The organism is Lacticaseibacillus hegangensis, from assembly GCF_003946465.1.
Classification (GTDB): domain Bacteria; phylum Bacillota; class Bacilli; order Lactobacillales; family Lactobacillaceae; genus Lacticaseibacillus; species Lacticaseibacillus hegangensis.
In genome coordinates, this window is the sequence record NZ_RHOL01000010.1 from 17,312 (window position 1) to 40,426 (window position 23,115).

The 23,115-nt window shown below is 60.3% G+C and carries 25 protein-coding genes; 19 read left to right on the forward strand and 6 right to left on the reverse strand.

Annotated elements, in window-relative coordinates; translation table 11 throughout:
• Positions 1–86: 86 nt before the first annotated feature.
• From purE to nrdG, 12 genes are all read left to right on the forward strand, one after another.
• Positions 87–554, forward strand: a complete 468-nt coding sequence (gene purE / locus EKM86_RS04070; RefSeq protein WP_125755435.1) for a 5-(carboxyamino)imidazole ribonucleotide mutase — start codon at positions 87–89, stop codon at positions 552–554.
• A complete protein-coding gene (gene purK, locus EKM86_RS04075) occupies positions 547–1,674 on the forward strand; it encodes a 5-(carboxyamino)imidazole ribonucleotide synthase (RefSeq protein WP_125755311.1) in 1,128 nt (375 codons plus the stop codon). The genes purE and purK overlap by 8 nt, the downstream gene beginning before the upstream one ends.
• Positions 1,661–2,380: a phosphoribosylaminoimidazolesuccinocarboxamide synthase gene (gene purC, locus EKM86_RS04080; RefSeq protein WP_125755313.1), complete on the forward strand. Its 720-nt coding sequence runs from the start codon at positions 1,661–1,663 to the stop codon at positions 2,378–2,380. The genes purK and purC overlap by 14 nt, the downstream gene beginning before the upstream one ends.
• Complete coding sequence (purS, locus tag EKM86_RS04085; protein WP_125755315.1) at positions 2,373–2,633, forward strand: phosphoribosylformylglycinamidine synthase subunit PurS; 261 nt, start codon at positions 2,373–2,375, stop codon at positions 2,631–2,633. Before purC ends, purS begins: the two co-directional genes overlap by 8 nt.
• Entirely contained in the window at positions 2,630–3,313 is a 684-nt protein-coding gene (purQ, locus tag EKM86_RS04090; RefSeq protein WP_125755317.1) for a phosphoribosylformylglycinamidine synthase subunit PurQ, read from the forward strand. Before purS ends, purQ begins: the two co-directional genes overlap by 4 nt.
• Positions 3,300–5,507: a phosphoribosylformylglycinamidine synthase subunit PurL gene (purL, locus tag EKM86_RS04095; protein WP_125755320.1), complete on the forward strand. Its 2,208-nt coding sequence runs from the start codon at positions 3,300–3,302 to the stop codon at positions 5,505–5,507. Before purQ ends, purL begins: the two co-directional genes overlap by 14 nt.
• Complete coding sequence (gene purF, locus EKM86_RS04100) at positions 5,492–6,949, forward strand: amidophosphoribosyltransferase (protein WP_125755322.1); 1,458 nt, start codon at positions 5,492–5,494, stop codon at positions 6,947–6,949. Before purL ends, purF begins: the two co-directional genes overlap by 16 nt.
• Positions 6,946–7,953 carry a phosphoribosylformylglycinamidine cyclo-ligase gene (gene purM, locus EKM86_RS04105; protein WP_125755324.1) on the forward strand — a complete coding sequence of 336 codons (1,008 nt, stop codon included), beginning with the start codon at positions 6,946–6,948 and terminating at the stop codon, positions 7,951–7,953. The genes purF and purM overlap by 4 nt, the downstream gene beginning before the upstream one ends.
• Positions 7,950–8,519 carry a phosphoribosylglycinamide formyltransferase gene (gene purN / locus EKM86_RS04110; RefSeq protein WP_125755326.1) on the forward strand — a complete coding sequence of 190 codons (570 nt, stop codon included), beginning with the start codon at positions 7,950–7,952 and terminating at the stop codon, positions 8,517–8,519. Before purM ends, purN begins: the two co-directional genes overlap by 4 nt.
• Positions 8,519–10,042, forward strand: coding sequence for a bifunctional phosphoribosylaminoimidazolecarboxamide formyltransferase/IMP cyclohydrolase (purH, locus tag EKM86_RS04115; protein ID WP_125755328.1), 1,524 nt, complete (start codon positions 8,519–8,521; stop codon positions 10,040–10,042). Before purN ends, purH begins: the two co-directional genes overlap by 1 nt.
• Positions 10,043–10,052: 10 nt before the next feature.
• Positions 10,053–11,288, forward strand: a complete 1,236-nt coding sequence (purD, locus tag EKM86_RS04120; protein WP_125755330.1) for a phosphoribosylamine--glycine ligase — start codon at positions 10,053–10,055, stop codon at positions 11,286–11,288.
• Positions 11,289–11,403: 115 nt separating this feature from the next.
• Positions 11,404–11,982, forward strand: a complete 579-nt coding sequence (nrdG, locus tag EKM86_RS04125; protein ID WP_125755332.1) for an anaerobic ribonucleoside-triphosphate reductase activating protein — start codon at positions 11,404–11,406, stop codon at positions 11,980–11,982.
• A gap of 37 nt (positions 11,983–12,019) precedes the next feature.
• On the opposite strand, the gene EKM86_RS04130 is transcribed toward nrdG, so the two are convergent.
• Both EKM86_RS04130 and EKM86_RS04135 read right to left on the reverse strand, forming a co-directional pair.
• The gene (locus tag EKM86_RS04130) at positions 12,020–13,081 is read right to left on the reverse strand and encodes a sensor histidine kinase (protein ID WP_125755334.1); all 1,062 of its coding nucleotides are present in this window, start codon (positions 13,079–13,081) and stop codon (positions 12,020–12,022) included.
• Positions 13,082–13,756 (reverse strand): response regulator transcription factor, encoded by a 675-nt coding sequence (locus tag EKM86_RS04135; protein WP_125755336.1) that lies wholly within the window; start codon positions 13,754–13,756, stop codon positions 13,082–13,084.
• Positions 13,757–13,891: 135 nt separating this feature from the next.
• On the opposite strand from EKM86_RS04135, the gene EKM86_RS04140 reads away from it, so the two are divergent.
• Together EKM86_RS04140 and EKM86_RS04145 are read left to right on the forward strand one after the other, a co-directional pair.
• Positions 13,892–14,665, forward strand: a complete 774-nt coding sequence (locus EKM86_RS04140) for an ABC transporter ATP-binding protein (RefSeq protein WP_125755437.1) — start codon at positions 13,892–13,894, stop codon at positions 14,663–14,665.
• On the forward strand, positions 14,643–16,643 hold the full coding sequence (locus EKM86_RS04145) for an FtsX-like permease family protein (RefSeq protein ID WP_125755338.1): 2,001 nt from the start codon (positions 14,643–14,645) through the stop codon (positions 16,641–16,643). The genes EKM86_RS04140 and EKM86_RS04145 overlap by 23 nt, the downstream gene beginning before the upstream one ends.
• On the opposite strand, the gene EKM86_RS04150 is transcribed toward EKM86_RS04145, so the two are convergent.
• The gene (locus tag EKM86_RS04150) at positions 16,640–17,179 is read right to left on the reverse strand and encodes an antibiotic biosynthesis monooxygenase (protein ID WP_125755340.1); all 540 of its coding nucleotides are present in this window, start codon (positions 17,177–17,179) and stop codon (positions 16,640–16,642) included. The two genes, EKM86_RS04145 and EKM86_RS04150, sit on opposite strands and share 4 nt — an antisense overlap.
• A 56-nt stretch (positions 17,180–17,235) precedes the next feature.
• Here EKM86_RS04150 and EKM86_RS04155 point away from each other — a divergent pair, with 56 nt between their 5' ends.
• From EKM86_RS04155 to sdaAA, 5 genes are all read left to right on the forward strand, one after another.
• Positions 17,236–17,994, forward strand: coding sequence for an MBL fold metallo-hydrolase (locus tag EKM86_RS04155; RefSeq protein ID WP_125755342.1), 759 nt, complete (start codon positions 17,236–17,238; stop codon positions 17,992–17,994).
• A gap of 237 nt (positions 17,995–18,231) precedes the next feature.
• Positions 18,232–18,630, forward strand: a complete 399-nt coding sequence (gene spx / locus EKM86_RS04160) for a transcriptional regulator Spx (protein ID WP_125755344.1) — start codon at positions 18,232–18,234, stop codon at positions 18,628–18,630.
• 151 nt (positions 18,631–18,781) lie between these two features.
• Positions 18,782–19,465 (forward strand): adaptor protein MecA, encoded by a 684-nt coding sequence (locus tag EKM86_RS04165; protein ID WP_125755346.1) that lies wholly within the window; start codon positions 18,782–18,784, stop codon positions 19,463–19,465.
• A gap of 264 nt (positions 19,466–19,729) precedes the next feature.
• Positions 19,730–20,398, forward strand: coding sequence for an L-serine ammonia-lyase, iron-sulfur-dependent subunit beta (gene sdaAB / locus EKM86_RS04170; RefSeq protein WP_304599159.1), 669 nt, complete (start codon positions 19,730–19,732; stop codon positions 20,396–20,398).
• A 9-nt stretch (positions 20,399–20,407) separates the two neighbouring features.
• Positions 20,408–21,274 (forward strand): L-serine ammonia-lyase, iron-sulfur-dependent, subunit alpha, encoded by an 867-nt coding sequence (gene sdaAA / locus EKM86_RS04175; RefSeq protein ID WP_125755350.1) that lies wholly within the window; start codon positions 20,408–20,410, stop codon positions 21,272–21,274.
• Positions 21,275–21,331: 57 nt separating this feature from the next.
• On the opposite strand, the gene EKM86_RS04180 is transcribed toward sdaAA, so the two are convergent.
• The 3 genes from EKM86_RS04180 to EKM86_RS04190 form a co-directional block, all read right to left on the reverse strand.
• Complete coding sequence (locus EKM86_RS04180; RefSeq protein WP_125755352.1) at positions 21,332–22,270, reverse strand: dihydroorotate oxidase; 939 nt, start codon at positions 22,268–22,270, stop codon at positions 21,332–21,334.
• Between the two features lie 101 nt (positions 22,271–22,371).
• A complete protein-coding gene (locus EKM86_RS04185; protein ID WP_125755354.1) occupies positions 22,372–22,572 on the reverse strand; it encodes a hypothetical protein in 201 nt (66 codons plus the stop codon).
• Entirely contained in the window at positions 22,569–22,961 is a 393-nt protein-coding gene (locus EKM86_RS04190; RefSeq protein ID WP_125755356.1) for a hypothetical protein, read from the reverse strand. The genes EKM86_RS04185 and EKM86_RS04190 overlap by 4 nt, the downstream gene beginning before the upstream one ends.
• Between the last annotated feature and the right edge of the window lie 154 nt (positions 22,962–23,115).

The following is a 23,115-nucleotide window of genomic DNA, read 5'->3' on the forward strand; positions in this document are numbered from 1 at the left end:
TAAAAACTGTTGAGCGATTTGCCGCGCCGTGCTAAACTCAAAGCAAATACGAAAGCAGGTGACGATTCGTGACAGTTGCAGTAGTGATGGGCTCCACCTCGGATTGGCCAACGATGAAGCAGACGGCGGCTTTGCTCGACCAGCTCGCGATTCCGTACGTCAAGCACGTGATCTCGGCACATCGGATGCCGACGCAGTTGCAGCAGTTCGCCGCAGCGGCGCGATCCAACGGCATCGACGTGATCATCGCTGGGGCCGGTGGGGCGGCCCATTTACCCGGCATGCTGGCGGCCAACACGACGGTGCCGGTCATCGGGGTCCCCATTAAAACCCGAACATTAAGCGGGATGGACTCACTGCTTTCCATTGTGCAGATGCCGGCCGGGGTGCCGGTGGCCACGATGGCGATCGGCGAGGCTGGGGCCAAGAATGCGGCGCTGATGGCCGCGGCGATGCTGGCCATCCGCGACGCGAAGGTTGAAGCTCGCCTGACCGCGTTTCGCACTGCCCAGACGCAGCAATCGATCGAAAGTGAGGCAGATTTAGATGATTAAGCCAATCTTGCCGCCAGCGACGATTGGCATCGTCGGCGGCGGTCAGCTGGGGCGGATGCTTGCCCAGGCGGCCAAGACGATGGGGTACACCGTTGGCGTGCTCGATCCAACGCCGAACGCGCCAGCCGGCCAGGTCGCCGATTTTCAGCTTCAGGCCGACTATGACGATCACCAGGCCCTTGATGAACTCGCGCGCCGCAGCGACGTGTTGACTTATGAATTTGAAAACGTCGACCTCGCCGCGCTTCAAGAGGCCAGCAAGCAGGCGGCGCTGCCGCAGGGCACGCAGCTGTTAGCCATCACGCGCGACCGCGTGAAGGAAAAAACGTTCCTGCGCGATCACGGGGTGCCCACGGCAGATTTTGCCGCCGTGCCAGAGCCGGCCGCGCTGATCCCGGCGATCCATGCGGTCGGGGTGCCGGCCATTTTGAAAACTACGACTGGCGGTTACGACGGTCACGGCCAGCTGGACATCAACTCGGACCTGGACCTGCCCGCAGCGGAAGCGCTGGTCGCCAAGACCCCATGCATCCTGGAGGCGCGCGTGGCCTTCGACCGTGAACTGTCACTCATGGTGACGCGCGATGGCCAAGACGTTGTCCGCTGCTTCCCGGTCGTGGAAAATCACCACCAGGATCACATCCTGCACGTGACCATCGCCCCGGCGCCTGACCTGGGTAAGCCTGAGCAGTACCAGATCGATTCGCTGGCCACCAAAATTGCGACAGCGCTGAACCTGCGAGGGGTCCTTGGGATCGAGCTGTTCGCCGGCAAAACCGGCGTGCTGGTTAACGAGCTGGCGCCGCGGCCGCATAACTCCGGGCACTACTCGATCGAGGCCTGCAATTTTTCCCAGTTTCAAGCGCACATTCTCAGCATTTGCGGGCTTTCAATCCCCAAGGTGCGCATGAAAGAGTGTGCGGTCATGCGCAATCTCCTGGGCGATGACCTGGCTGCGGCCAAGGCAGCCTGGCCCAAGCATCCGGAGTGGCACCTGCACGACTACGGCAAGGCTGAAGCGCGGCCCGGCCGCAAGATGGGGCACCTGACCGTGCTGGCTGGCGATACCAAAGATTTGATGGGGTCAATTCAATTGGAGGACGAAGATGGAAAAGACTGAGCTGCTGTATTCCGGAAAAGCCAAGGACATGTTTTTGACAGACACCCCTGGGGTCCTGTGGGTGACCTACAAGGACCAGGCGACGGCACTGAATGGCAAGCGCAAGGTCGAGATCGCCGGCAAGGGCGCTCTGAACCGGCAGATCTCGGGGCTCCTGTTTGAGGAGCTGACCGCCGCGGGCATTCCGACGCACTTCATCAAGGACCTGGACGATCACACGATGCTGGTGCGCCAGTGCGCGATGATCCCGCTGGAGGCGGTGGTGCGCAACCTGGCGTCTGGCAGTTTTGAGCGCAAGTTCCACACGGCACACCTGATGAAGCTGAGTCCGGCGGTCCACGAGTTTTACTACAAGTCGGATGCGCTGGATGATCCGTTCATCAATGACGAGCAGATCAAGGCTTTGGGATACGCCGATGCGCCAACTATAGAGGCGATCCACGATCTGGCCGACCGCGTGAACGCATTGTTGCAAAAGCGGTTCGCCGGCATCGGCATCGCGCTGGTCGACTTTAAGCTTGAGTTTGGCCGCTTGCCCAACGGTACGCTGGTGCTGGCGGATGAGCTGTCGCCGGACAACATGCGCCTGGTGGATGAAGGCTCGGGTAAGTCGCTGGACAAGGATGTGTTCCGCCACGACGAGGGGCCACTGACCCCGGTTTACCAAGTGGTCCTCGACCGTCTGAAAGGAGTCGCTCATGTATAAAGCCAAAATTTTCGTCAACTACAAGCCCAGCGTCCTGGATCCCAAGGCGCAGGTGATTCAAAACACGCTGACCCGCCTGGGCGACGACAATGTCAGCCACGTGCTGGTCGGCAAGTACTTCGAACTGACGCTGACGGCGGCCTGCCAAGCGGCAGCCGAAAAGCAAGTGGCGCGCATCTGCGACGAGATGCTCGCCAATGTGAACACGGAGACCTTCAAGTTCACCGTTGAAGAAATGGCGGTGGCGGAATGAAGGCGGCGGTGATCAGTTTTCCCGGCTCCAACTGCGATGACGATTTGGTGCACGCCATTCGCGACGTGGTGGGCGAGTGCGCGGTGAAAGTGCCGGCGACCGCGACGACGCTGGCCGGGTTCGACTTGGTGCTGGTGCCAGGCGGGTTTTCATACGGCGACTACCTGCGCTCCGGGGCCATCGCCAAGTTTGCCCCGGTGATGGCGGCGCTCAAGCAGTTTGCGCAGGCCGGCGGCTATGTCTTGGGCATCTGCAATGGGTTTCAGATTCTGACCGAGGTGGGGCTGCTTCCAGGCGCGCTCCAGTGGAACACCAGCCTGCAGTTCATTTGCGAGCCCGAGCCACTGGTGGTGGCTAATGCCGACACCGCTTTTTCTTCGCGATATGAGGCGGGGCAGACCATCACGCTGCCGATTGCCCACGGGGAAGGCAACTACTACGCCGATCCGGCAACGCTGGCTGAGATTGAAGCCAATCATCAGGTCGTGTTTCGCTACGCCCACAATCCTAATGGCAGTCTGAACGATATCGCCGGCTTGACCAACGTGGCCGGCAACGTCCTAGGCATGATGCCGCACCCGGAGCGCGCCGTCGAGCAGCTGATTTTCGGCACCGACGGGCTGGGCGTGTTTGAATCGCTGGTCGAAGCAACCAAGGAGGGCGTCTATGCTGAAAACTGAGCTGAGTTCCGCGCAGATCAAAACCGAAAAACCATACCGGCAGTGGGGGCTGACCGACGCCGAGTACGACCGCTTTGCCGAAAAACTGGGCCGGCTGCCGAACTTGACCGAAATCGGGCTGGCTTCCGGCATGTGGAGCGAGCACTGCGCCTACAAGTACAGCAAGCCCGTGCTAAAAACCTTTTGGACCAAAAACGACCGGGTGCTGATGGGGCCGGGCGAAGGCGCCGGGGTTATCGCCATCGGCGAGGGCAAGGCGGTCGTGTTCAAGGCCGAAAGCCACAACCACCCCAGTGCAGTCGAACCTTACCAAGGCGCGGCGACTGGCGTTGGCGGCATCATCCGCGACATTTTCTCCATCGGGGCCAAACCTGTCGCCATCCTGGACTCGCTGGCCTTTGGTTACCCAGACAACGCCCATACCAAGCAGCTGATCGATCAGGTCGTGGCCGGCATCGGCGATTACGGCAACGCAATCGGCATTCCAACGGTTGGCGGCGAGACCAAGTTTGCTTCGACGTACGCGCAAAACCCACTGGTCAACGCGATGTGTGTCGGGGTGATGGACGAAAGCGCCATTCAGCGCGGTAAGGCGGCCGGCACTGGCAACAGTCTGCTATACGTCGGCGCCAAAACCGGGCGTGACGGCATCAACGGCGCCAGCTTTGCCTCGGCTGAGTTTTCCACAGAGGAGGAAGCAAACCGCTCCGCCGTGCAAGTCGGCGACCCGTTCATGGAAAAGCTGCTGGTTGACGCCTGCCTCGAAGTGACCCGCGACCATCAAGAAGCGTTGGTGGGCATGCAGGACATGGGAGCCGCTGGCCTGGTCTCCTCGACCGTCGAAATGGCCGATAAGGCGGGCTACGGCATGGTGCTCGACTTGGACCTGGTGCCGCAGCGCGAGCCGAACATGACGCCATTTGAGATCATGCTGTCCGAATCGCAGGAGCGCATGATGCTTTGCGTCAAGGCCGGCCGGGAGGATGAAGTCAGCGCCGTGTTCAAGCAGTACGATCTGGACGCCGTGGTCATCGGCCATGTCACCGACGACGGCCGCTACCGGCTTCTGCAGCACGGCGAAACCGTGTGCGACGTGCCCGTGAGTTTGTTGACCGACGACGCGCCGGTCTACCACCAACAAGGGGTGAAACCGCAGCGCCTTGCGCACCCAGCCCCTGATTTTGTGCCGGTGGTCACCGATGCCGGCGCCACCTTGAAAACCCTGCTGGCTGACCCCAACGTCGCCGATAAAACCAGCCTGTACCGGCGCTACGACGCGCAGGTGCAAACCAACACCATCGTGGGCCCAGGCGGGGATGCCGCGGTGATTCGCGTGCGCGGCACGCACCGCGCGCTGGCGCTCACGACGGATTCCAACGGGCGTTACCTGGCGCTTGACCCCGAAATTGGTGGGGCCATCACGGTTGCTGAGGCGGCACGTAATCTGGTCGCAACTGGCGCCGAGCCGATCGGCATCACGGACTGCCTCAACTATGGCGATCCGACCAAGCCGGAACAGTTTTACAGCCTGCAGGAATCGGCCAAAGGTATTGTGGCCGCGACTAAGGCCCTCAACACGCCGGTGATTTCCGGCAACGTCTCGCTGTATAACGAAACCAACGGCGAGGCCATCGACCCGACCCCAATGATCGGCATGGTGGGGCTGATCGAAGACCTGTCGACCATCACCACGCCGCGCTTCAAGGCGGCAGGCGACTTGATCTACCTGCTGGGGGAGACGGGTTCCGACTTTAACGGTAGCCTGCTGCAGCAGGTTGAAACCAGCACAGTGGCCGGACAGCTGAGACCCCTGGACCTGAAGCGGGAGCAAGACATCCAGCGGACGGTCCTGTCGGCGATTCGCCAGCACCTGGTCTCTGCCGCCCATGACATCAGCGATGGCGGCCTGGCTGTGGCGCTGACCGAAATGACGTTTCACACCGGGATTGGGGCGCAGGTGAAGGTCGCCATGCCCGCCGCGCAATTGTTCAGCGAAACGCAAAGCCGGTTTTTGGTGACGATTCCCCAGGACCAGCAGGCCGCGTTTGAGACGCTGGCCGGGGCTGCGGCGACCCTGATTGGCAAGACTGGCGGCCCGCAGCTGGTCGCCTTGGCCGAGGATGGCCGCATTGACGAGCCCATCAGCACGCTTCAGACCGTTTGGGAGGAGAGCTTACCATGCCTGCTGAAGTAAAAAGTTTGAACGAGGAGTGCGGGGTGTTCGGCGTGTGGGGTGACCCCAATGCCGTGGACATCACGCACCTGGGCCTGCACACGCTGCAGCACCGCGGCCAAGAAGGCGCGGGGATTGTCGGCCGCACGCCGGCCGGGCTGCGCCGGCACTACGGCTTTGGCCTGGTGTCTCAGGTGTTTGCCCAGCCGGCCGACCTCATTGCCCTGCGCGGCCCGGCCGCTTTGGGCCATGTGCGTTACGCCACGGCCGGCGGCGCGATTTTGGAAAACATTCAGCCGCTGCTGTTTCGCTTTTCCGATGGTGCGGTTGCCTTGGCCCACAACGGCAACTTGACCAACGCCGTCAGCCTGCGCGCGGCGCTGGAGCAAAACGGCGCGATTTTCCAGTCGACCAGCGACACCGAGGTGTTGATGCACCTGCTGCGCCGTAGTCCAAAAAAAACGTTTAAGGGCCAGCTGATTGATGCCTTGAACCAAGTCCATGGCGGGTTCGCGTTTGCGCTGCTGACTGAGCATGGGCTGTACGCGGCCTGCGATCCCAACGGGTTTCGGCCGCTGGTGGTCGGCCAGCTGCCCAGCGGCGGCTACGTCATCTGCAGTGAAACCGCGGCGCTGAATGTGGTCGGGGCCGAGTTCATCAAGGATGTGCAGCCCGGCGAGCTGATCACCGTCACGAACGCCGGCATGACCGCCGAGCAGTACACCACGCACACGCAGCTTGCGGTGTGCTCGATGGAGTACATCTACTTTGCCCGGCCGGATTCGGAAATCCACGGCGTCAACGTGCACCAGGCGCGGGTGGCCATGGGCAAGCGGCTGGCCCGCGAGCAGCCGGCGGATGGCGATATCGTGGTCGGGGTGCCCAACTCCGGGCTTTCCGCCGCCATTGGCTACGCCCAGGAAAGCGGGATCCCGTACGAAATGGGCCTGATCAAAAGCCAGTACGTCGCGCGGACCTTCATTCAGCCGACGCAGGCGCTGCGCGAGCGCAGCGTGCGTCTGAAGCTTTCGGCACTCAAGGCGGTGGTCAACGGCAAGCGGGTCGTCCTCATTGACGATTCGGTCGTGCGCGGCACCACCGCCAAGCAGATCGTCCAGCTGCTCAAGGACGCTGGGGCCAAAAGCGTGCACCTGCGGATCGCCAGCCCGCCGCTGCGCTTTCCGTGCTTTTACGGCATTGACATTCAGTCCACCAAGGAGCTGCTCGCCGCCAATTACAGTGTGGCGGCCATGCGCCAGCTCTTGGGCGTTGAAAGCCTGGGGTTTTTGTCGGTGGCAGGCTTGGAGGAAAGTGTGAATCTGCAGACGACGGCTCCAAACCGCGGCCTGTGCGTGGCGTATTTTACGGGTAAGTACCCGACGCCGCTGGATGATTACGCGGCGAATCTAAAAGAAGAGCTGTCGAAGTTGACGCTGAACGTCAAGGAGGTGGCCGCACGATGAGCCTGAATTACGAGCAAGCCGGCGTGAATGTTGCGGCCGGCAACGAGGCAGTGTCCCGGATCGCGCCGCTGGCCAAAGCCACTCAGGATCAAAACGTGCTGGGCGACTTGGGCGGCTTTGCGGCGGCCTACGCGCTGCCCAAGGTCAAGCACCCGGTGCTGCTGTCTGCGACCGACGGAGTGGGGACCAAGCTGTTGCTGGCGCTAGAGTGCGATCAGCACGAAACCATTGGCATCGACTTGGTGGCGATGGTGGCTAATGACCTGGTGGCCACCGGCGCCACGCCGCTGTTTTTCCTGGATTACATGGCGACCGATCAGCTGATTCCCAGCCGCGTTGAGGACGTGGTGCGCGGGATCGCGTACGGCTGCCGCGAGGCGCAAATGAGCCTGATCGGCGGCGAAACGGCGGAGATGCCGGGGATGTACCCGCAAAAGCACTACGACCTCGCCGGTTTTGCCGTCGGGTTGGCCTCCCGCGAGCAGCTGCTGCCGCAAGGCGTGGCGGCCGGTGATGCGCTGATCGGCCTGCCAAGCAGCGGGGTGCACTCGAACGGCTTCTCCCTGGTGCGGGCGCTGCTGGCCGAAACGAATTTTGGCATGCTGCCGCTGTCCGACGGTACGGAGATTCGCACCGCACTGTTGACGCCGACGCGGCTGTACGTCAAGCCGATGCTGACCTTGCTTAAGGCCGGCCTGCTGCATGGCGCCGCGCACATCACCGGCGGCGGCTTCACCGATAATGTGCCCCGGATGCTGCCCCAAGACTTGGCCGCGCGGTTTGACCCGCAGGCCTGGCAGTGGCCAGAGATTTTCCAGCGGATTCAAACCGCTGGTGAGCTCAGCGAGGAAGAGATGCGCAAAACGTTCAATTTGGGCATCGGCATGGTGCTCGCAGTGGCGCCTGAGCACGTGGCGGCGGTGTTAGCCGCCGATCCGCACGCCAAGCGCATCGGTCAAGTGGTGCCGCGCACCCAGGCCGCCGTGGAATGGAGGCGGTCATGACGAAACAGTTGATTGTCTTTGCTTCCGGCACCGGATCGAACTTTGAGGCGCTGGCCGATCATTTCGACCGGACCAAAACGGCGACCATCGTGGCGCTGGTGTGCGATCAACCCGGCGCGCCGGTGCTGGCAAAAGCTGCCGCACGCAAGATTCCGGTGATCGCGCTGAACTACCGCGACTACCCCAGCAAGGCCGCGGCCGAGGCGACGCTGATCGCCCGCTTGCCAGCCTGCGACTTGATTGTGCTCGCCGGCTTCATGCGCATCATCGGCCCCACGATGCTTAACGCGTACCCGAACCGCATCATCAACCTACACCCGGCCCTTTTGCCGAGTTTTCCCGGCCGCACCGGCATCGAAGACGCCTTTAATTACGGCGTCAAGGTGACCGGAGTGACCGTTCATTACGTCGACGCCGGCATCGACTCGGGCAAAATCATCGCCCAGGCGCCGGTGTTGATCAGCGAAGGCACCACGCTGCCCGCGCTGGAAACCGCAATCCATGACGTTGAGCACCAGCTGCTGCCCCAGACGATTGAGGCACTGATCAAGGAGGAGAAAATCTAGTGAAACGCGCATTGTTAAGTGTGTCCGACAAAACTGGCCTAGTCGAATTTGCTGAAGGATTGATTGCCCGCGGGTTTGAACTGGTGTCCACCGGCGGCACCAAAGCGGCCTTGGCGCAAGCTGGCCTTGCCGTGACCGGGGTGGAGGCTGTGACCGGGTTTCCCGAAATGCTGGACGGCCGGGTGAAGACCTTGCATCCGAAGATTCATGCCGGTATTTTGGCCAAACGCGACGACCCGGCGCACATGGCGGCGCTGGCCGAACATGACATTCAGCCGATCGACCTAGTGTGCGTGAACCTGTACCCGTTTGCCGAAACGATTGCCAAGCCAGAAACGACCCGCGCCCAAGCCATCGAGCAAATCGACATCGGCGGCCCCAGCGCTTTGCGCGCCGCGGCCAAAAACGCGGCCAGTGTCTGGGCCGTGGCCGATCCCGCCGATTACCAGCGGGTCCTGACTGGGCTGGACGAAAGCGACGCAGGACTGCGCACGCAGCTGGCGGCCAAGGTGTTTCAAATCACGGCGGCCTATGATGCGCAGATCGCCGCGTACCTGGATCCCGAACCCTTCCCGCAGCAGTTCACCCCGACTTTTAGCAAGGTGCAGAGCCTGCGTTACGGTGAAAACAGTCACCAGCAGGCCGCCTTTTACGGCGCGCCGGATGCGCCGGCCGAATCGCTGGTCAACGCCAAGCAGCTGCACGGCAAGGAACTGTCCTTCAACAATATCCGCGATGCCGACGCCGCCTTAGCCATGGTCAATGAGTATCAGGAACCGACCGTGGTCGCCCTCAAACACATGAACCCGTGCGGCATTGGGCAGGGGGCAACGATTGAAGAAGCCTGGGACAAGGCCTATGAAGCCGACCCCATGTCCATTTTCGGGGGCATCATCGCGCTGAACCGCCCGGTCGACTTGGCCACTGCGGAGAAGATGCATGCGCTGTTTTTGGAGATCATCATGGCGCCAAGCTTTGACGACGATGCCTACGCCGTTTTGGCTAAGAAGAAAAATGTGCGGCTTTTGACCATCACCCTGGCCGGTGGTGCCTTGCCGGAGCGCGTTGAAACCGTCGCGGTCAACGGTGGGGTGCTGCGGCAAACCACCGATACGAAGATCGAAACGGCGGCCGACCTGACCGTGGTGACCAAGGTCCAGCCGACCGAAGAGCAGATCGCCTCGCTGCTCTTTGCCCAGCAGGTGGTCAAGCACGTGAAAAGTAATGCTATCGTCGTCGCCAAAAAAGGCCAGACCCTGGGCATTGGCGCCGGCCAGATGAACCGGATCGGGTCGGTGGAAATCGCACTCACGCAGGCCCAGCAGAACAAAAACTTTGCGGGGGCCGTGATGGCCTCAGACGCCTTTTTCCCGATGGACGACTGCGTGGAATACGCGGCGCAGCATGACATCAAGGCGATTATTCAACCCGGCGGTTCGATTAAAGACAAGGATTCGATCGCCATGGCCGACAAGTACGGCATTGCGATGGTGACGACCGGCGTGCGGCACTTCCGCCACTAAGGAGGCTTGTATGGTCAATGTGTTGGTGATCGGCCAAGGGGGCCGGGAAAGTGCGCTCGGGCGGGCGTTCTTGCGCTCGCCGCAGGTGGGGCAAGTGTTCGTGGCACCGGGCAATGCCGGGATGCCACTGATCGGGCTGACACCGGTGGCGATCAACGAATCGGAAACCGCCGCGCTCATTGCCTTTGCCAGGACTCACGTGGCGCTGACTTTTGTCGGCCCCGAACAGCCGCTGGCCGGTGGCATCGTGGACGCGTTTGAAGCGGCGGGCCTGCCGGTGTTTGGCCCGACCAAGGCACTGGCCCAGCTGGAAAGCAGCAAAACTTTTGCCAAGGCCTTCATGGCGCGGCACCATTTGCCCACCGCGCAGGCACTGACGGTTCATTCGCTGCCAGAAGCGCAAACCGCGCTGGCCAAGTTCGGTGCCCCCATTGTCATCAAGGCAGATGGGCTGGCGGCCGGCAAGGGCGTGACCGTGGCGCAAACGCTGGCCGCGGCGCAGGCGGCGGTGACCAAGCTTTACGCCGCTGACGCTCAAACTCCGGTGCTGCTGGAGGAGTACCTGCAAGGCGAAGAGGCGTCGGTTTTGGCGATGTTCAACGGGCCAAAGCGGGTGCTGTTCCCCCTGGCCCAAGACCACAAGCGGCGCTTTGATGGCGACGCTGGGCCCAACACCGGCGGCATGGGGGCGTACAGCCCAACGCCGCAGTTCAGCGCGGCGCAGCAAACAGCCGCCGGTGACTTGGTGGATCAAACCTTGGCCGGCATGGCGGCAGACGGGCTCAGCGGCTGTGGGGTGCTGTACGTCGGTCTGATGTTTACCGCCGCTGGGCCAAAGATTCTCGAGTACAACCTGCGCTTCGGGGATCCCGAAACCCAGGTGCTTCTGCCCCAGGTAGAAAACGATTTTTATCAGCTGACTCTGGACCTTTTGGCCGGGAAGGCCGAACCGCTCAAGTTGGACGGGCACACGTACTGCGGGGTGGTGGCGGTGGATCCGGCGTACCCGGGGGCTGGGCATCCATATCCGCTGGTGGTGCCCGATGCTGAGCAACTGAAGTACTGGGTGCCCGCCGGCGTCGCCGAAATGGCAGGTGGGCTGGTGAGCAGCGGCGGCCGTATTTTCGCGGTGATCGGCGAAGGCGCAGACTTAGCCGAGGCTCAGCGTCAGGCGTACGCGCGCATGCAGCCGCTGCAAGGCGCTTTGGCCACACGCAGTGATATTGGGGCCAAGGGCCTAGCCTAATTAAAAAGTGTGCGACCACCATATCCATGGCGATCGCACACTTTTTTTGACTTTCGCCACTATATCTTGGGGGTCGGCTGTGGTAGCATTGAAACTATGGAATGGAGTGAGCAAGATGGCCCAAACAAGATTACCCAACAATCCTAAACCCAAGGAGTGGCTCGCGTCCGACCTGTCGCTACAGTACGTGGCCAGCTATAAGCCGTTCGTGTTTGTCGATGGTGAAGGCGTGCGGTGCAGTATTTACGTGTCCGGGTGCCGCTTTAACTGCCCGGGCTGCTACAACAAGGTCGCCCAGAATTTTCACTACGGCACGCCGTACACGCAGGAGCTGGAGGATCGCATCATCATGGACCTCAGCCAGAGCTACGTGCAGGGCCTGACGCTGCTGGGCGGCGAGCCGTTTTTGAACACGCAGGTCTGCCTGCGCCTGTGCCGGCGAGTGCGCCAGGAGTTCGGCCACACCAAGGACATCTGGAGCTGGACTGGGTACACCTGGGACGAGCTGATGCAGGAGTCCGACGACAAGCTTGAGCTGCTGAACATGCTTGACATTCTGGTCGACGGCCGCTTCCTGGAAGCGAAAAAGGACCTGACGCTGCAGTTTCGCGGTAGCTCCAACCAGCGCATCATCGACGTGCCAGCCTCTCTCAAGACGGGTTCCGTCCAGATCTGGAAGAACCTTGTGAGGTAATCAAAAAGCCGCGCGGAAATTTTTTCCGCGCGGCTTTTTAGTGCTTGACGGCCGGCTTGGCCAGCGTTGTCCCACTTTCCCCGTAAAAGCTGAGGTGAGGAAAGTGGATCGTGACGGCCGTGCCTTGGTCGACGGTTGAGGTGATGGTCAGATGATGGCCGAGCTTTTGGCTCAGCTGGTCGGCCAGGTACAGGCCGAGGCCGGTGGAGCGCTGGTTGGCGTTGCGGCCATTGGTGCCGGTGAAGCCTTTTTCAAAGACGCGGTGCAGCTCGTCTGACGGGATGCCGATGCCGGTGTCTTCAATGGTCAGCGTCGCCTCGGTGGGGGCGTCCGCAATGGTGGCGGTGACTTGGCCGCCTGGCGCGGTGTACTTTAAGGCGTTGGACACCAGCTGGCCCAGGATGAACCGCAGCCACTTTTCGTCGGTGACGACGGTCAAGGAGTCGCCGTTCAAGGCAAAACTGATGCGCCGGTCGATGAAGCTGTTGCGCTGGTCGACGATCACGCCGTCGACCAGGGGCTTGAGGTCATACTCGCGCAGCAGGTAATCCTTGGAGAAGCTGTCCAGCCGTGAGTAGTACAGCACTTGCTCGACGTAAAAGTTGATCTTGTCCAGCTGTAGCGCCAGCTCGTCCAGCGGTTTTTCCGGGGCCTTGCCGTCCAGACTGTCCTGAAGCAGGCCGGCGGCGGCCAGCGGCACCTTGATCTCGTGCACCCACGAGTCGATGAAGGCCTTTTGGTCCTGCTGGCGGGCAATCAGCTCGGATTGAGCCTGGCGGTGTTCGCGCAGCACGTGGTTATAGGCCTCGATGATTGCGGCGCGCTCGTGGTTGCTGCTGGCCGCCAGCGGCCAGTCCAGCGCCTCGACGCCGGCTTCAGTGCGGTCGGTGAAGGCCTTGACCCACTTTTTCGTGCGAGTGTAGTGCCACACCAGCAGGACCGCGGCGAAACCGGTGATCAGCACGGCCATGTACAAAAGCGTGTCCCACCGCACGCGCTGGCGCGGGTCCAGCCACAAGCCAAAGCACAGCAGCGCCAGGCCGATAACATACCACGCGATGCCCGCCAGGTGGTCGTGCAAGTATTGTTTAAACGTCATTTATTTCACCATGTATCCTTGGCCGACCTTGGTTTGGATGTAATCCGGCAGTCCGGCAGCTTCAATTTTCTTGCGCAGCCGGTTGATGTTGACGGTCAGCGTGTTGTCGTCGACAAAGCGCTCATCGGTCCACAGGTCCTTGAGCAGGCGCGAGCGGCTGATGACGCTGCCGTGTGCGCGCATCAGCAGCTGCAGGAGCTTGTACTCGTTTTTGGACAGGTTGATCTCCTCGTTGTTGACATAGGCCATGCCGGTTTTAAAATCGAGCGTCAACCCGTTCACGGTCAAAGAGGACCCGCCGGCGTCCTGGTAGTTGTAGGTGCGGCGCAGCAGGGCGTTGATTTTGGCGATCAGGACCTCCATGGCGAAGGGCTTTTCCACAAAGTCGTCGGCGCCGAGGTTCATTGCCATCACCATGTCCATGTTGGTGTTGCGGCTGGAGATGAAAATCACCGGCACCTGCGAGGCGTCGCGGATTTTTTGGACCCAGTAGTAGCCGTCGCGGACGGGTAAATTGATGTCCAGCAGGACCAGGTCGGGTTGCGTCTCCTGAAACTGGTCGAACACGCGGTTGAAGTCAGTCACTGTGCTCGCTTGGTACTCCCATTTGTTGAGCGCGGCCGCGATCAGGTCGGCAATGGTGCGGTCATCTTCCACAATCATGATTTTGAACATGTCTAGGCCTCCGTTCTTAATTGTATGGTAGCGGTTTGCGTGCGGCTGCACAAGCGCCTAACAGTATCGCAAGGTGACCAGCCGCAGCCCCCCGTTTCTGGTATTATGGACGAAAAGAGGCAGGGAGGCGAGCACATGCGCGTGGTGGATGTCGCACATTTAACCAAAGTTTACGGCCACCGGCTGAACCGGGTGACGGCGCTGAACGACCTCAGCTTTCACATTGAGGCCGGGGAGTTCGTCGGCATTATGGGGCCAAGCGGCGCCGGCAAATCGACGCTGCTTAACATGATTGCCACCATTGACCAGCCCACCTCCGGCAAGCTGACCGTCGCCGGCAAAGAGCTCACGGCCCTGCGCGACAGTGAGGCGGCCGCGTACCGGCGCGAGGACCTCGGGTTTATTTTTCAGGCGTTCAACCTGGTGCCGGACCTGACCGTCGCCGACAACATTACGCTGCCGCAGACTTTCGTGCCGCCTCTGCCGAAGGACTTAGACCAGCGCCTGATGCACTTTGCCAACCTGCTGGGCCTGGTGCCGCTGCTGAAGCGGTATCCGGAGCAGCTCAGCTTGGGACAGCGGCAGCGGGTGGCCGCGGCGCGAGCGATGATCGGCCATCCGGACTTGATCTTGGCCGATGAGCCGACCGGGAGCCTGGACTCGATGGCGGCCACTGAACTGCTCCAGTACCTGGCCAAGCTCAACTTGGAAGAGGACGTGACGATCATGATGGTGACGCATGACGCGTTTACGGCCAGTTTTTGCAATCGCATTATTTTTATCCGCGACGGCGCGTACTTCGCGGAGGTGACCCGGCGCTCCAGCCGCCAGGCCTTTTTCAACAGTATCATTGATATGGAAGCCACCATCAACGGGGGTGATCGGCGTGGGCCAATTGATCCGCACTAGTTTGCGGCGCCACCGCACGGTCAACCGGCTGTATGTGCTGATGGCCGCGGCGATGATCGCGGTCCTGTACGCGGTGCTGGCGCTGATCGAAGATGACCGTCTGCTGGCCCACACCATTGACGTGAACGACTTGACTGCCGTGGTGCCGGCGCTATTAGTGATCGTGCTGGTCGTGATCCTGCTGTTTGCGATCGTCTTTTTGCTGTACATGAATTCGATCCTGATCGAGTGGCGCACTGCCAGTATTCGCGTGTACCGCCGGCTGGGGATGCCGGTCAGCCGCATCGGGCTGGGCCTGCTGCTGGAATCGCTGCTGCTGGGGGCGGCGGCCACGGTGCTGGGCATCGGGCTAGGCTGGGTCTTTTCCAAGTTTCTGGCCATGATGCTGCTGCGCCTGATGGGGGTGCACAAGGCAGTCGGTCTGCTGTGGGCCCCACGCGCCGCCGTTGAGCTTGCCGTCTTGTTCCTGGTGGTTTACGCGGTGCTGGGCACCATTAACGCGATCTATGCCGGCAATGTGGAAATGACGGCTGAAAGTGCGGCCAACCGGACCAGCCGCATCCCGGCCAGCGGCTGGCGGACGTTGGTCGCCTGGGCCGGGGCCGTGGTGTTGGTGCTCAGTTACGCTGCCGCGTACAACCTGGTTCACCTGACCTACCTGATGGCCCAGCGCTATCACGGCGGCGGGGTGTGGACACTGCTTGCGGTGCCGGCGCTGGGCGTGCTCAGCTTGTACGTCGTGTTTAAAGTGTCGCTGCCGGCGCTTTTCGTCTGGCTGATGAAGCGGCCGAAACTGCGGCGCAACGCCGCGGCGCTTATGACCGTCACCAACGTGCACAAGCGGCTGCTGCGCAATGTGCACTCGCTCTTTCTGACGACCCTGCTGGCCACCATCACCATCACGGTGCTGGGCAGCGGCGCGATTTTGTACCAGTTTGGCCAGCGCTCGGTGACGCGCAGTGTGGCCTTGGACATGGTGGCTTCAAGCACTGGGGTCAAGCAGGCGTTCTCCAAAGACACGGCGGCGGTGATCAAGCGCGCGGTCGTCTTGCCCACCAAGCTTGCGGCGGGGCGGCTGAGCGAGCCCAATCACGCCACCGGCGACGGGGATGAAACTATTTATAACGTGATGGCGCTCAGCGATTATACTCGGATTCGCCGCGTGCAAAAGGGCCTGCCAGCTTTGACGCTGGGCCCGCACCAGGCGGCGATGATCCTGTTTGGCCGGACCTTGTACCAGCACACTTGGCTGGGCAAGCGGCAGCACTGGGGCTTGACGCTGACCCGAACGCACCAACGCTTTGCCGTTAAAACCGTGACGGGCACTTTTCCGCTGGGCGACAGCGCCTACTTTGACCGGGCGCTGGTGATTCCGGACCGGGACTTTCGGCAGCTGCTGGCGCCGGCGGACCCGTTGACTGGGTACCTGCTGAAGCAGGGGCAATCCGGTCAGGCCGCCAAGCAGCTTAACGACGGCGTTGGTGAGGATTACGTGGGCGGCAGCGCGGCTATTTTAACCGGCAAAAAAGCACCGCGAGTCAAGGCCACTGCTGGTGCCGCGGACTTTGGTCGCCGTGCTGTTCAGTTTAAGGCGCCTTTGATGGGCGAGATGAATGTGCTGTTTGGCATGGGCCTGTTCATTGTGATTTTGCTGGGCGCCGTCTTCATCGTGGCCACTGCCAGTATCCTGATGATCAAGCAGCTGATGCTGGCCGCCGAGGACCACCAGGCGCGCACCATCTTGCGCCAGCTCGGTATGCCGCAGCCGCTGGAGCAGCGCGTGGCCGCCGCCCAAACCGCTGTGATCTTCGCACTGCCGCTGGCCTTTGGCACGCTGAACTCGGCTCTAATGATCCGCTATTTGAGCATGTTCTTGAACGACCCCGGCGTGTTTCTGGTCATCGTGATCGTCGCGGTCTACATCCTGGTGTACCTGGCCTTTGGCATCCTGACCGTCCGGCTGACGGCGCGGACTTAAGCGTCCAATGTGGCTTCTGCCCTCATCGCGTGATCGGGGTGGTAAGGATCGGCAATGGTGTAAAATGCCTGGTGGTAGCCGTAGCTTTCCTGCGCCCGTTTGGTGAAGACCATTACCGGCGCAAACAGCGGCGTATTTTTGGCGGTGAAAACCGCCAGCTTGTTCGCCCATGCCGATAGCAGCAGGTACTCGCGCTGCGGGTTATCTGTGCGCATCAAGACCATGGCCTCGCAGCCGTCCAGGCGGTCCGCTTCGAGGGTCAGCGTCTGGGCTTTTTGCTCGAAGACCTTGGCCTCCTCATCGGTGAGCTTAAAGTACATCATGTAGACGTAGCCCACCTCTGGCACCGCGCCGTAGTGGGCCAAGATGGTGCCTTTAAGCGGTGCGACGAACGGGACTGCCCCGGTCAGATCCAGGGTGGCAAAGTCGCGGTCCTTTTCGGCGTCTTTGAGCAGTCGGACCGGGGTGGTGGCGCGTTTCACAATCGTTTGCATATACGTTTTGCTGCCGAGCACTAACTGCATTGTTTTTGTCATTTGATTACCCCCAATAGGTTTAGTATAGCGCTTACTTATTTGAAAGGAATGATTTCATGAAATTGACGATCTTGGGTTATTACGGCGGCTATCCCGACCACGGCGTTGGCACGTCCAGTTATCTGATCGAAAGCGGCGACTACAAACTGCTGCTGGACTGCGGCTCTGGTGCGCTGCTGGCACTGGAAAAGGCCAGTGACTCCTTTGCGCTGGACGCGGTCTTACTGACCCATTATCACCATGATCACGCCGCGGATGTCGGTGTGCTGCAGTATTACTACCAGCTCCACAGCGGAGCCAAAAAAGCCGATCCGCTACCAATCTACGGTCACACCAAAGATCCGCTGAATTTTGCGGCGCTGACCTTCGGCGACTTCACGAAGGGCATGGGGTACAGCGGGGATTCCGTGCTTGATCTGGGGCCACTGCATCTAACATTCCTGGAGACCCAGCACCCGGTGCCGGCCTTTGCCGTGCGCATCGAGGAAAAAACCACCGGGCAGGTCTTTGTCGACACCAGTGACACCCGGGCCTTTCCGGCGCTCGCGCCATTCGCCGAGAAGGCGGATCTGCTGATGGCGGACACCAATTTTCTGGCGGGCCACCAGGCGCCGCTTTGGCACCTCACTGCTCCGCAGGCCGGTGCGCTGGCCGCCCAAGCGCACGTTAAGGAACTCCTCTTGACTCACCTGCCGCAAGAAGTCTCGCTAGCGACCCTGAAGGTCCAAGCCCAGGCGGAAGCGGGGGAGATTCCGGTAGTTTTGGCCAGTGAAACGTTATTTATTGATGGGAACAAATTATTTGAGCAAAAATAACGTTTAAAATTTAATCCAGCTGATGTTCACCATGTCAACTAACATGGTTGGGAAGTAAAACGCCGACTGGCAGGCCTTTGCTTTGGGGAATGACTATTTGTTACTTATATCACAATTAGTGCGCGCGCAAATTCAGAAATTTATTTTTGAAGCTTGATTGTATTTGCACATTTGAGTTCGTTATACTTAGAGTGTCGAGAAAACGCAGTCACGCAACAAAAGAAGGAGCGAGCACTGATGGTATACTTGTACGTTTCGCCTAGCTGCACTTCATGTCGCAAAGCCCGCGCCTGGTTAGTGGAAAATAACATTCCCTTCGTGGAACGAAACATATTTGCCGATCCACTGAGCATCGATGAGATCAAGCACGTGCTCAGCATGACCGAGAAAGGGACCGAGGAGATCATTTCGATGCGGTCGAATATTTTCCGGGAACTGGGCATTGACCTTGAGGCCATCTCAATCAATGAATTGGTCGCCTTGATTGCTAAGTATCCAGCCTTGATCCGCCGGCCAATCATCATGGATGATAAACGGCTGCAGGTCGGCTACAATGAAGATGATATTAGACGGTTTCTCCCGCGTTCGGTGCGGGCACTGGAGCTGCAACAAGCTCAGCTGCTGGCCGGGTTTTAACCAGAAGGCATGATTCGGGTGAATCGTGCCTTTTTGGTTTCAGCGCGCTGGGGGATCCATGTGTTGCATTCCTTACTTTTTTAGCGTAGAATGCCGTGTCAGTGAGAATCTGATATACTAGGATTCAAAGGCAAAGTGAGGTGCAGCCATCATGGAAATGGAACGACTTAACGCAAATACCATTCGCGTCCTGCTCGGCAATGACGATTTGGCCGAACGCGGGATCACAGTGCTGGACCTGCTCGGCAACCACAAGCAGATCGAAACCTTCTTCTATAGTATTCTCGATGAGGTCGACAAGGATCACAGTTTCGCCAGCGAAGGCGGCGTGACGTTTCAGGTGATGCCGAGTCAAAGCGGGCTGGAGCTTTTGATCTCCCGCAATCAAGACGACGAGGCCGCAGATGATGACACCGACGACGCGCAAACCGACGACAACGGGGTGCCGGACTTCATTCGGCAACAGCTCAACGCCCTCGACGACCCGGCCGATCACGATGAGGCCAGCGACGAAGGCAGCTTCATTGACGGCGGCCAAGCGGACAAGACAGAGGTCGTGCTCAAGCTTCAAAATTTTGAGGACTTCATTGCGTTGGCCCAGGAGTTGCGCCTGGAAGGGGCAAGCTCAGATCTCTATTCTTACAACGATGACTACTACCTTGTGTTGACCTTCTACGCCAACAAGGCTTCGAGCAGTGAAATCGCCGATCAAACGGCGCTGGCCTTGGAGTACGGCACGAAAGTCAACTTGTCAGCCGACGTGCTGGCGGAATACGGCAAGCTTCTGATGCCGACCAGCGCGCTGGAAACCGGCCGCTACTATTTCAAAAAGTAATCTGGAGGGCGGCGCTGCGGTGCCGCTTTTTTTGTAAGGTGCGGAGGGTTCGCGTACTTAGGGGGACAGGCAGCGTAGCCAGAGGCTTTGCCGCTGGGCTTTGGCGGCAAGGCCTCTGGCGTAGCTGGCTGCTCCCCCGTTGCGAACCCGGAGCCCGATTATGTCAGGTGCGGAGGCTCGACGCTTTTAGCCCGAAGCCCGATTTTGTCTCTGGCTTGACCGCGAGGGGCACGCGTGGTTCTATAAGGAAAAAGGAGCATGATCATGGCAAAAGAGTTGCGCTTTACCAGTGTTTTCGACATTATTGGCCCGGTGATGGTCGGGCCAAGCTCCTCGCACACAGCCGGCGCCGCGCGTATCGGCAAGGTGGTGCGGGAGATTTTTGGCGAGGAGCCGACGCGGGTGGACATCTATCTGTACGAGTCCTTCGCTAAGACTTATCGCGGCCACGGCACCGATGTTGCGTTGGTCGGGGGACTTTTGGGCATGGCCCCAGACGACGCCCGCCTTGCGGACTCGCTAAAGATTGCCCACGAGCGGGGAATCAAGGTCACCTTCGTGCCGAAAAGCGACAAGGTCGATCACCCGAACACGGCGAAGATCGCACTGCAAAAAGGCGCCCGGTCGATGACCGTGACCGGGGTGTCGATTGGCGGTGGCAACATTCAGATTTCTGAGATCAATGGCTTCAAGCTGTCGCTGAGCATGGGCACGCCAACGTTCATCACCGTGCACCAAGATGTGCCAGGGATGATTGCGCGCGCGACTGACTTGCTGAGTGAAAATAACGTCAATATCGGCACCATGACCGTCACGCGCGAGGCCAAAGGCGAAAAGGCCATCATGATCATGGAAGTGGACGAGCGGCGGCCCGACTTGGTCGAGAAGCTCAAGGCCATGCCGAACGTCGATAACGCTGCGTATTTCGAGTAGGAGGACGCCATGTTTTACTCAATTAAAGAACTTGTTGAACAGGCCCAAGACTACCCGAGTGTCGCGGCCCTGATGGTGGCCACCGAGGCCGAAAACACCGGTCGCAGCGAGTCAGCGATCCGCTCGCTGATGGCGCGTAACCTTGACGTCATGGCGGAATCGATCACCAAGGGGATCGCCGGCGTCAAATCGGTGACCGGTCTGACTGGTGGGGATGCCAAGCGGCTGGACCAGTACCTCGGCGATGGCACCAGTTACCTCGGTCCGATCGCCTTGGCCGCGGTGCGCAATGCCGTTGCTGTCAACGAGGTCAACGCCCAAATGGGGTTGATCTGCGCCACTCCGACCGCCGGCAGTGCCGGTGTGGTGGCCGGCACGCTGATGGCCGTCCGCGAGCCGTTTCACCTGACCCGCGAGCAGCAGGTCGACTACCTGTTCACGGCCGGCGCTTTCGGCCTGGTGATCGCCAATAATGCGGGAATCGCTGGCGCGGAAGGCGGCTGTCAGGCGGAAGTTGGCAGCGCCTCTGCCATGGCTTCCGCCACGCTGGTCCAGGCCCGCGGCGGCGACGCTGAAATGGCGGCCCAGGCCGCGGCCATTTCGATTGCCAACTTGATGGGGCTGGTGTGCGATCCGGTTGCCGGGCTGGTTGAGGTCCCGTGCGTTAAACGCAACGCGATGGGCGCTGCCCAGGCGTTGACCTCAGCCGACATGGCACTGGCTGGGATGAAGTCCGTGATCCCGCCGGACGAGGTGATCGCGGCAATGGACGCCGTGGGCAAGCAAATGCCCAGTGCCTTCCGCGAAACGGCAGAAGGCGGATTGGCGGCCACGCCAACAGGCCGCCGGATCCAGCGCCGAATCTTTGGCGATTGATCGACAGCAAAAATGGGTAAGACCGCCGCTGAAGGTCTTACCCATTTTTGCGCGCACCTATAATGTTTTCAGCTGCCCGCGAAATTCGGCAAGGCTGGTGTAGCCCTTCTTGGCCATTTCTGATTCAAGCTCGCTGGACAGCCGCGTAAAGGCGCCCAGGCCCTCGGTGGCCAAAATGCTGCCTAGAGAGACCAAGTTTGCGCCGCAGAGGATCAGCTCGTAGGCGTCGCGGCCCGTGGTCACGCCGCCGGTGCCAATGATGCTAATGTCGCCTCGCAGGCGCTGGCGGAAGGCGCGCACGTTGGCCAATGCGATCGGTTTGGCGTACTGACCGCCGATGCCGCCAAAGCCGCCCTTGGGTTTGATTGCGGTGGTGTCTGTAGCCGGGTCGATCCAAAGCCCGTTGCCTAGGCTGTTGATCGAGTTGATAAGGGTCAAGGGGTACCGGTTGAGGATGGCCGCGACCTGATCGAATTGGGCCAAATCAAAGTACGGCGGCAATTTGACGCCGGCGGGCTTTTTGAACACTTTGAAAATGGCGGCGAGGATGGCCTCAGTCGTGTCAAAATCATACGCGATCTGAGGCTTGCCAGGCACGTTCGGGCAGCTGAGGTTGAACTCGGTCAGACCGGTGAAGCCCGAATCCTGGATCTTTTGCGCGAGCAGGGGAAAGTCATCCGGTTTCATGCCGGCCACCGAGAGAAAAATTGGCCGGCCCGGGTGCTTTTCCTGAAACCTCTCGGCGTAAGCAATATAGTAGTCAATCCCCAGGTTCGGCAGGCCCATCGAGTTGATCGTCCCCAGTGCCAGCTGGGCGAAGCGGGGCTCCGGGTTGCCGGCGCGCGCCTCCAGCGTGCCGGTTTTAGTCACCAGGGTGCCGGCGGGACTTGCCGCAAGTTGGTCGAGCTCGGCTTCGGTTTGACAGTGCACGCCGCTGGCGTTCATGAAGACATTTTGAAACGCGTAGTCGCCTAGGGTGGTGGTTAAACTAGCCAAAGTGATCACTCCTTTAGATTCAGTGTCGTGTCATCCTGCTCATTTAACCATATTTGCACCTGCTTGCCTACGCACAAAAACACCCCAAGTCATACTTGGGGTCATAGAACTGAATTTAACGCTAAACTGGCCACTGCCAGCCCGGCTGCAATCAGGCACACCCGCCGCGGCAGGCGCGGGTCGCGGCCGCGCAGCATGACAATCAGCCATGCCAGCAGACTGACCACAAACACCGCTGCGCTGAGCAAAAAGATCCAGGCCAGCGCAATCCCTAATGGCTTTGCAGGCTGCGCGGCGCTCATGTGGTTGGGTCCTTTTGGTGGTAAGTTGTCAGGTGTGCAAGCTGGCCGCCCATGCGCCGAATCTCGTCCGGCGGGGCCTGCGGCAGGGTGAAGTGCATTTCCATTTTGTGGGGATCAAAGTCCTCCGTGGCCGATACGAGCGAATAGAATACGTTAGGGTCGGGCTCGTCGTCTGGCAGCGAGGTCAGTGTGTAAGCCGACAAAGGCGCAGACTTTTTTGGCAGCCCGAGCAAAAAATTGGCCAGTACGCGGTAGGCATAGTAGACGGTTTCCTGATAGGTGGTGCCCTTAGCCGTCAGTTCGGGCATGTTCACAAACTGAATCAAATAACCGTCAGGCGTTTTCTCGTTGCGGGCCGCAAAGAAGTAGCGGCGGGTCGCCTTGGCCATAACATCGCATCCTCTCAAATTCTTCGCTATTATTATAACACGGTTAAAAATTGTCGCAATAATATATGGATTTTCTCATCTTATTATTCTCCCGTCAGCCGCCGGCAGAAAAATCGCTTGGGCCGCTTGCAAACCGCCCTCCTGCCCGTTATAA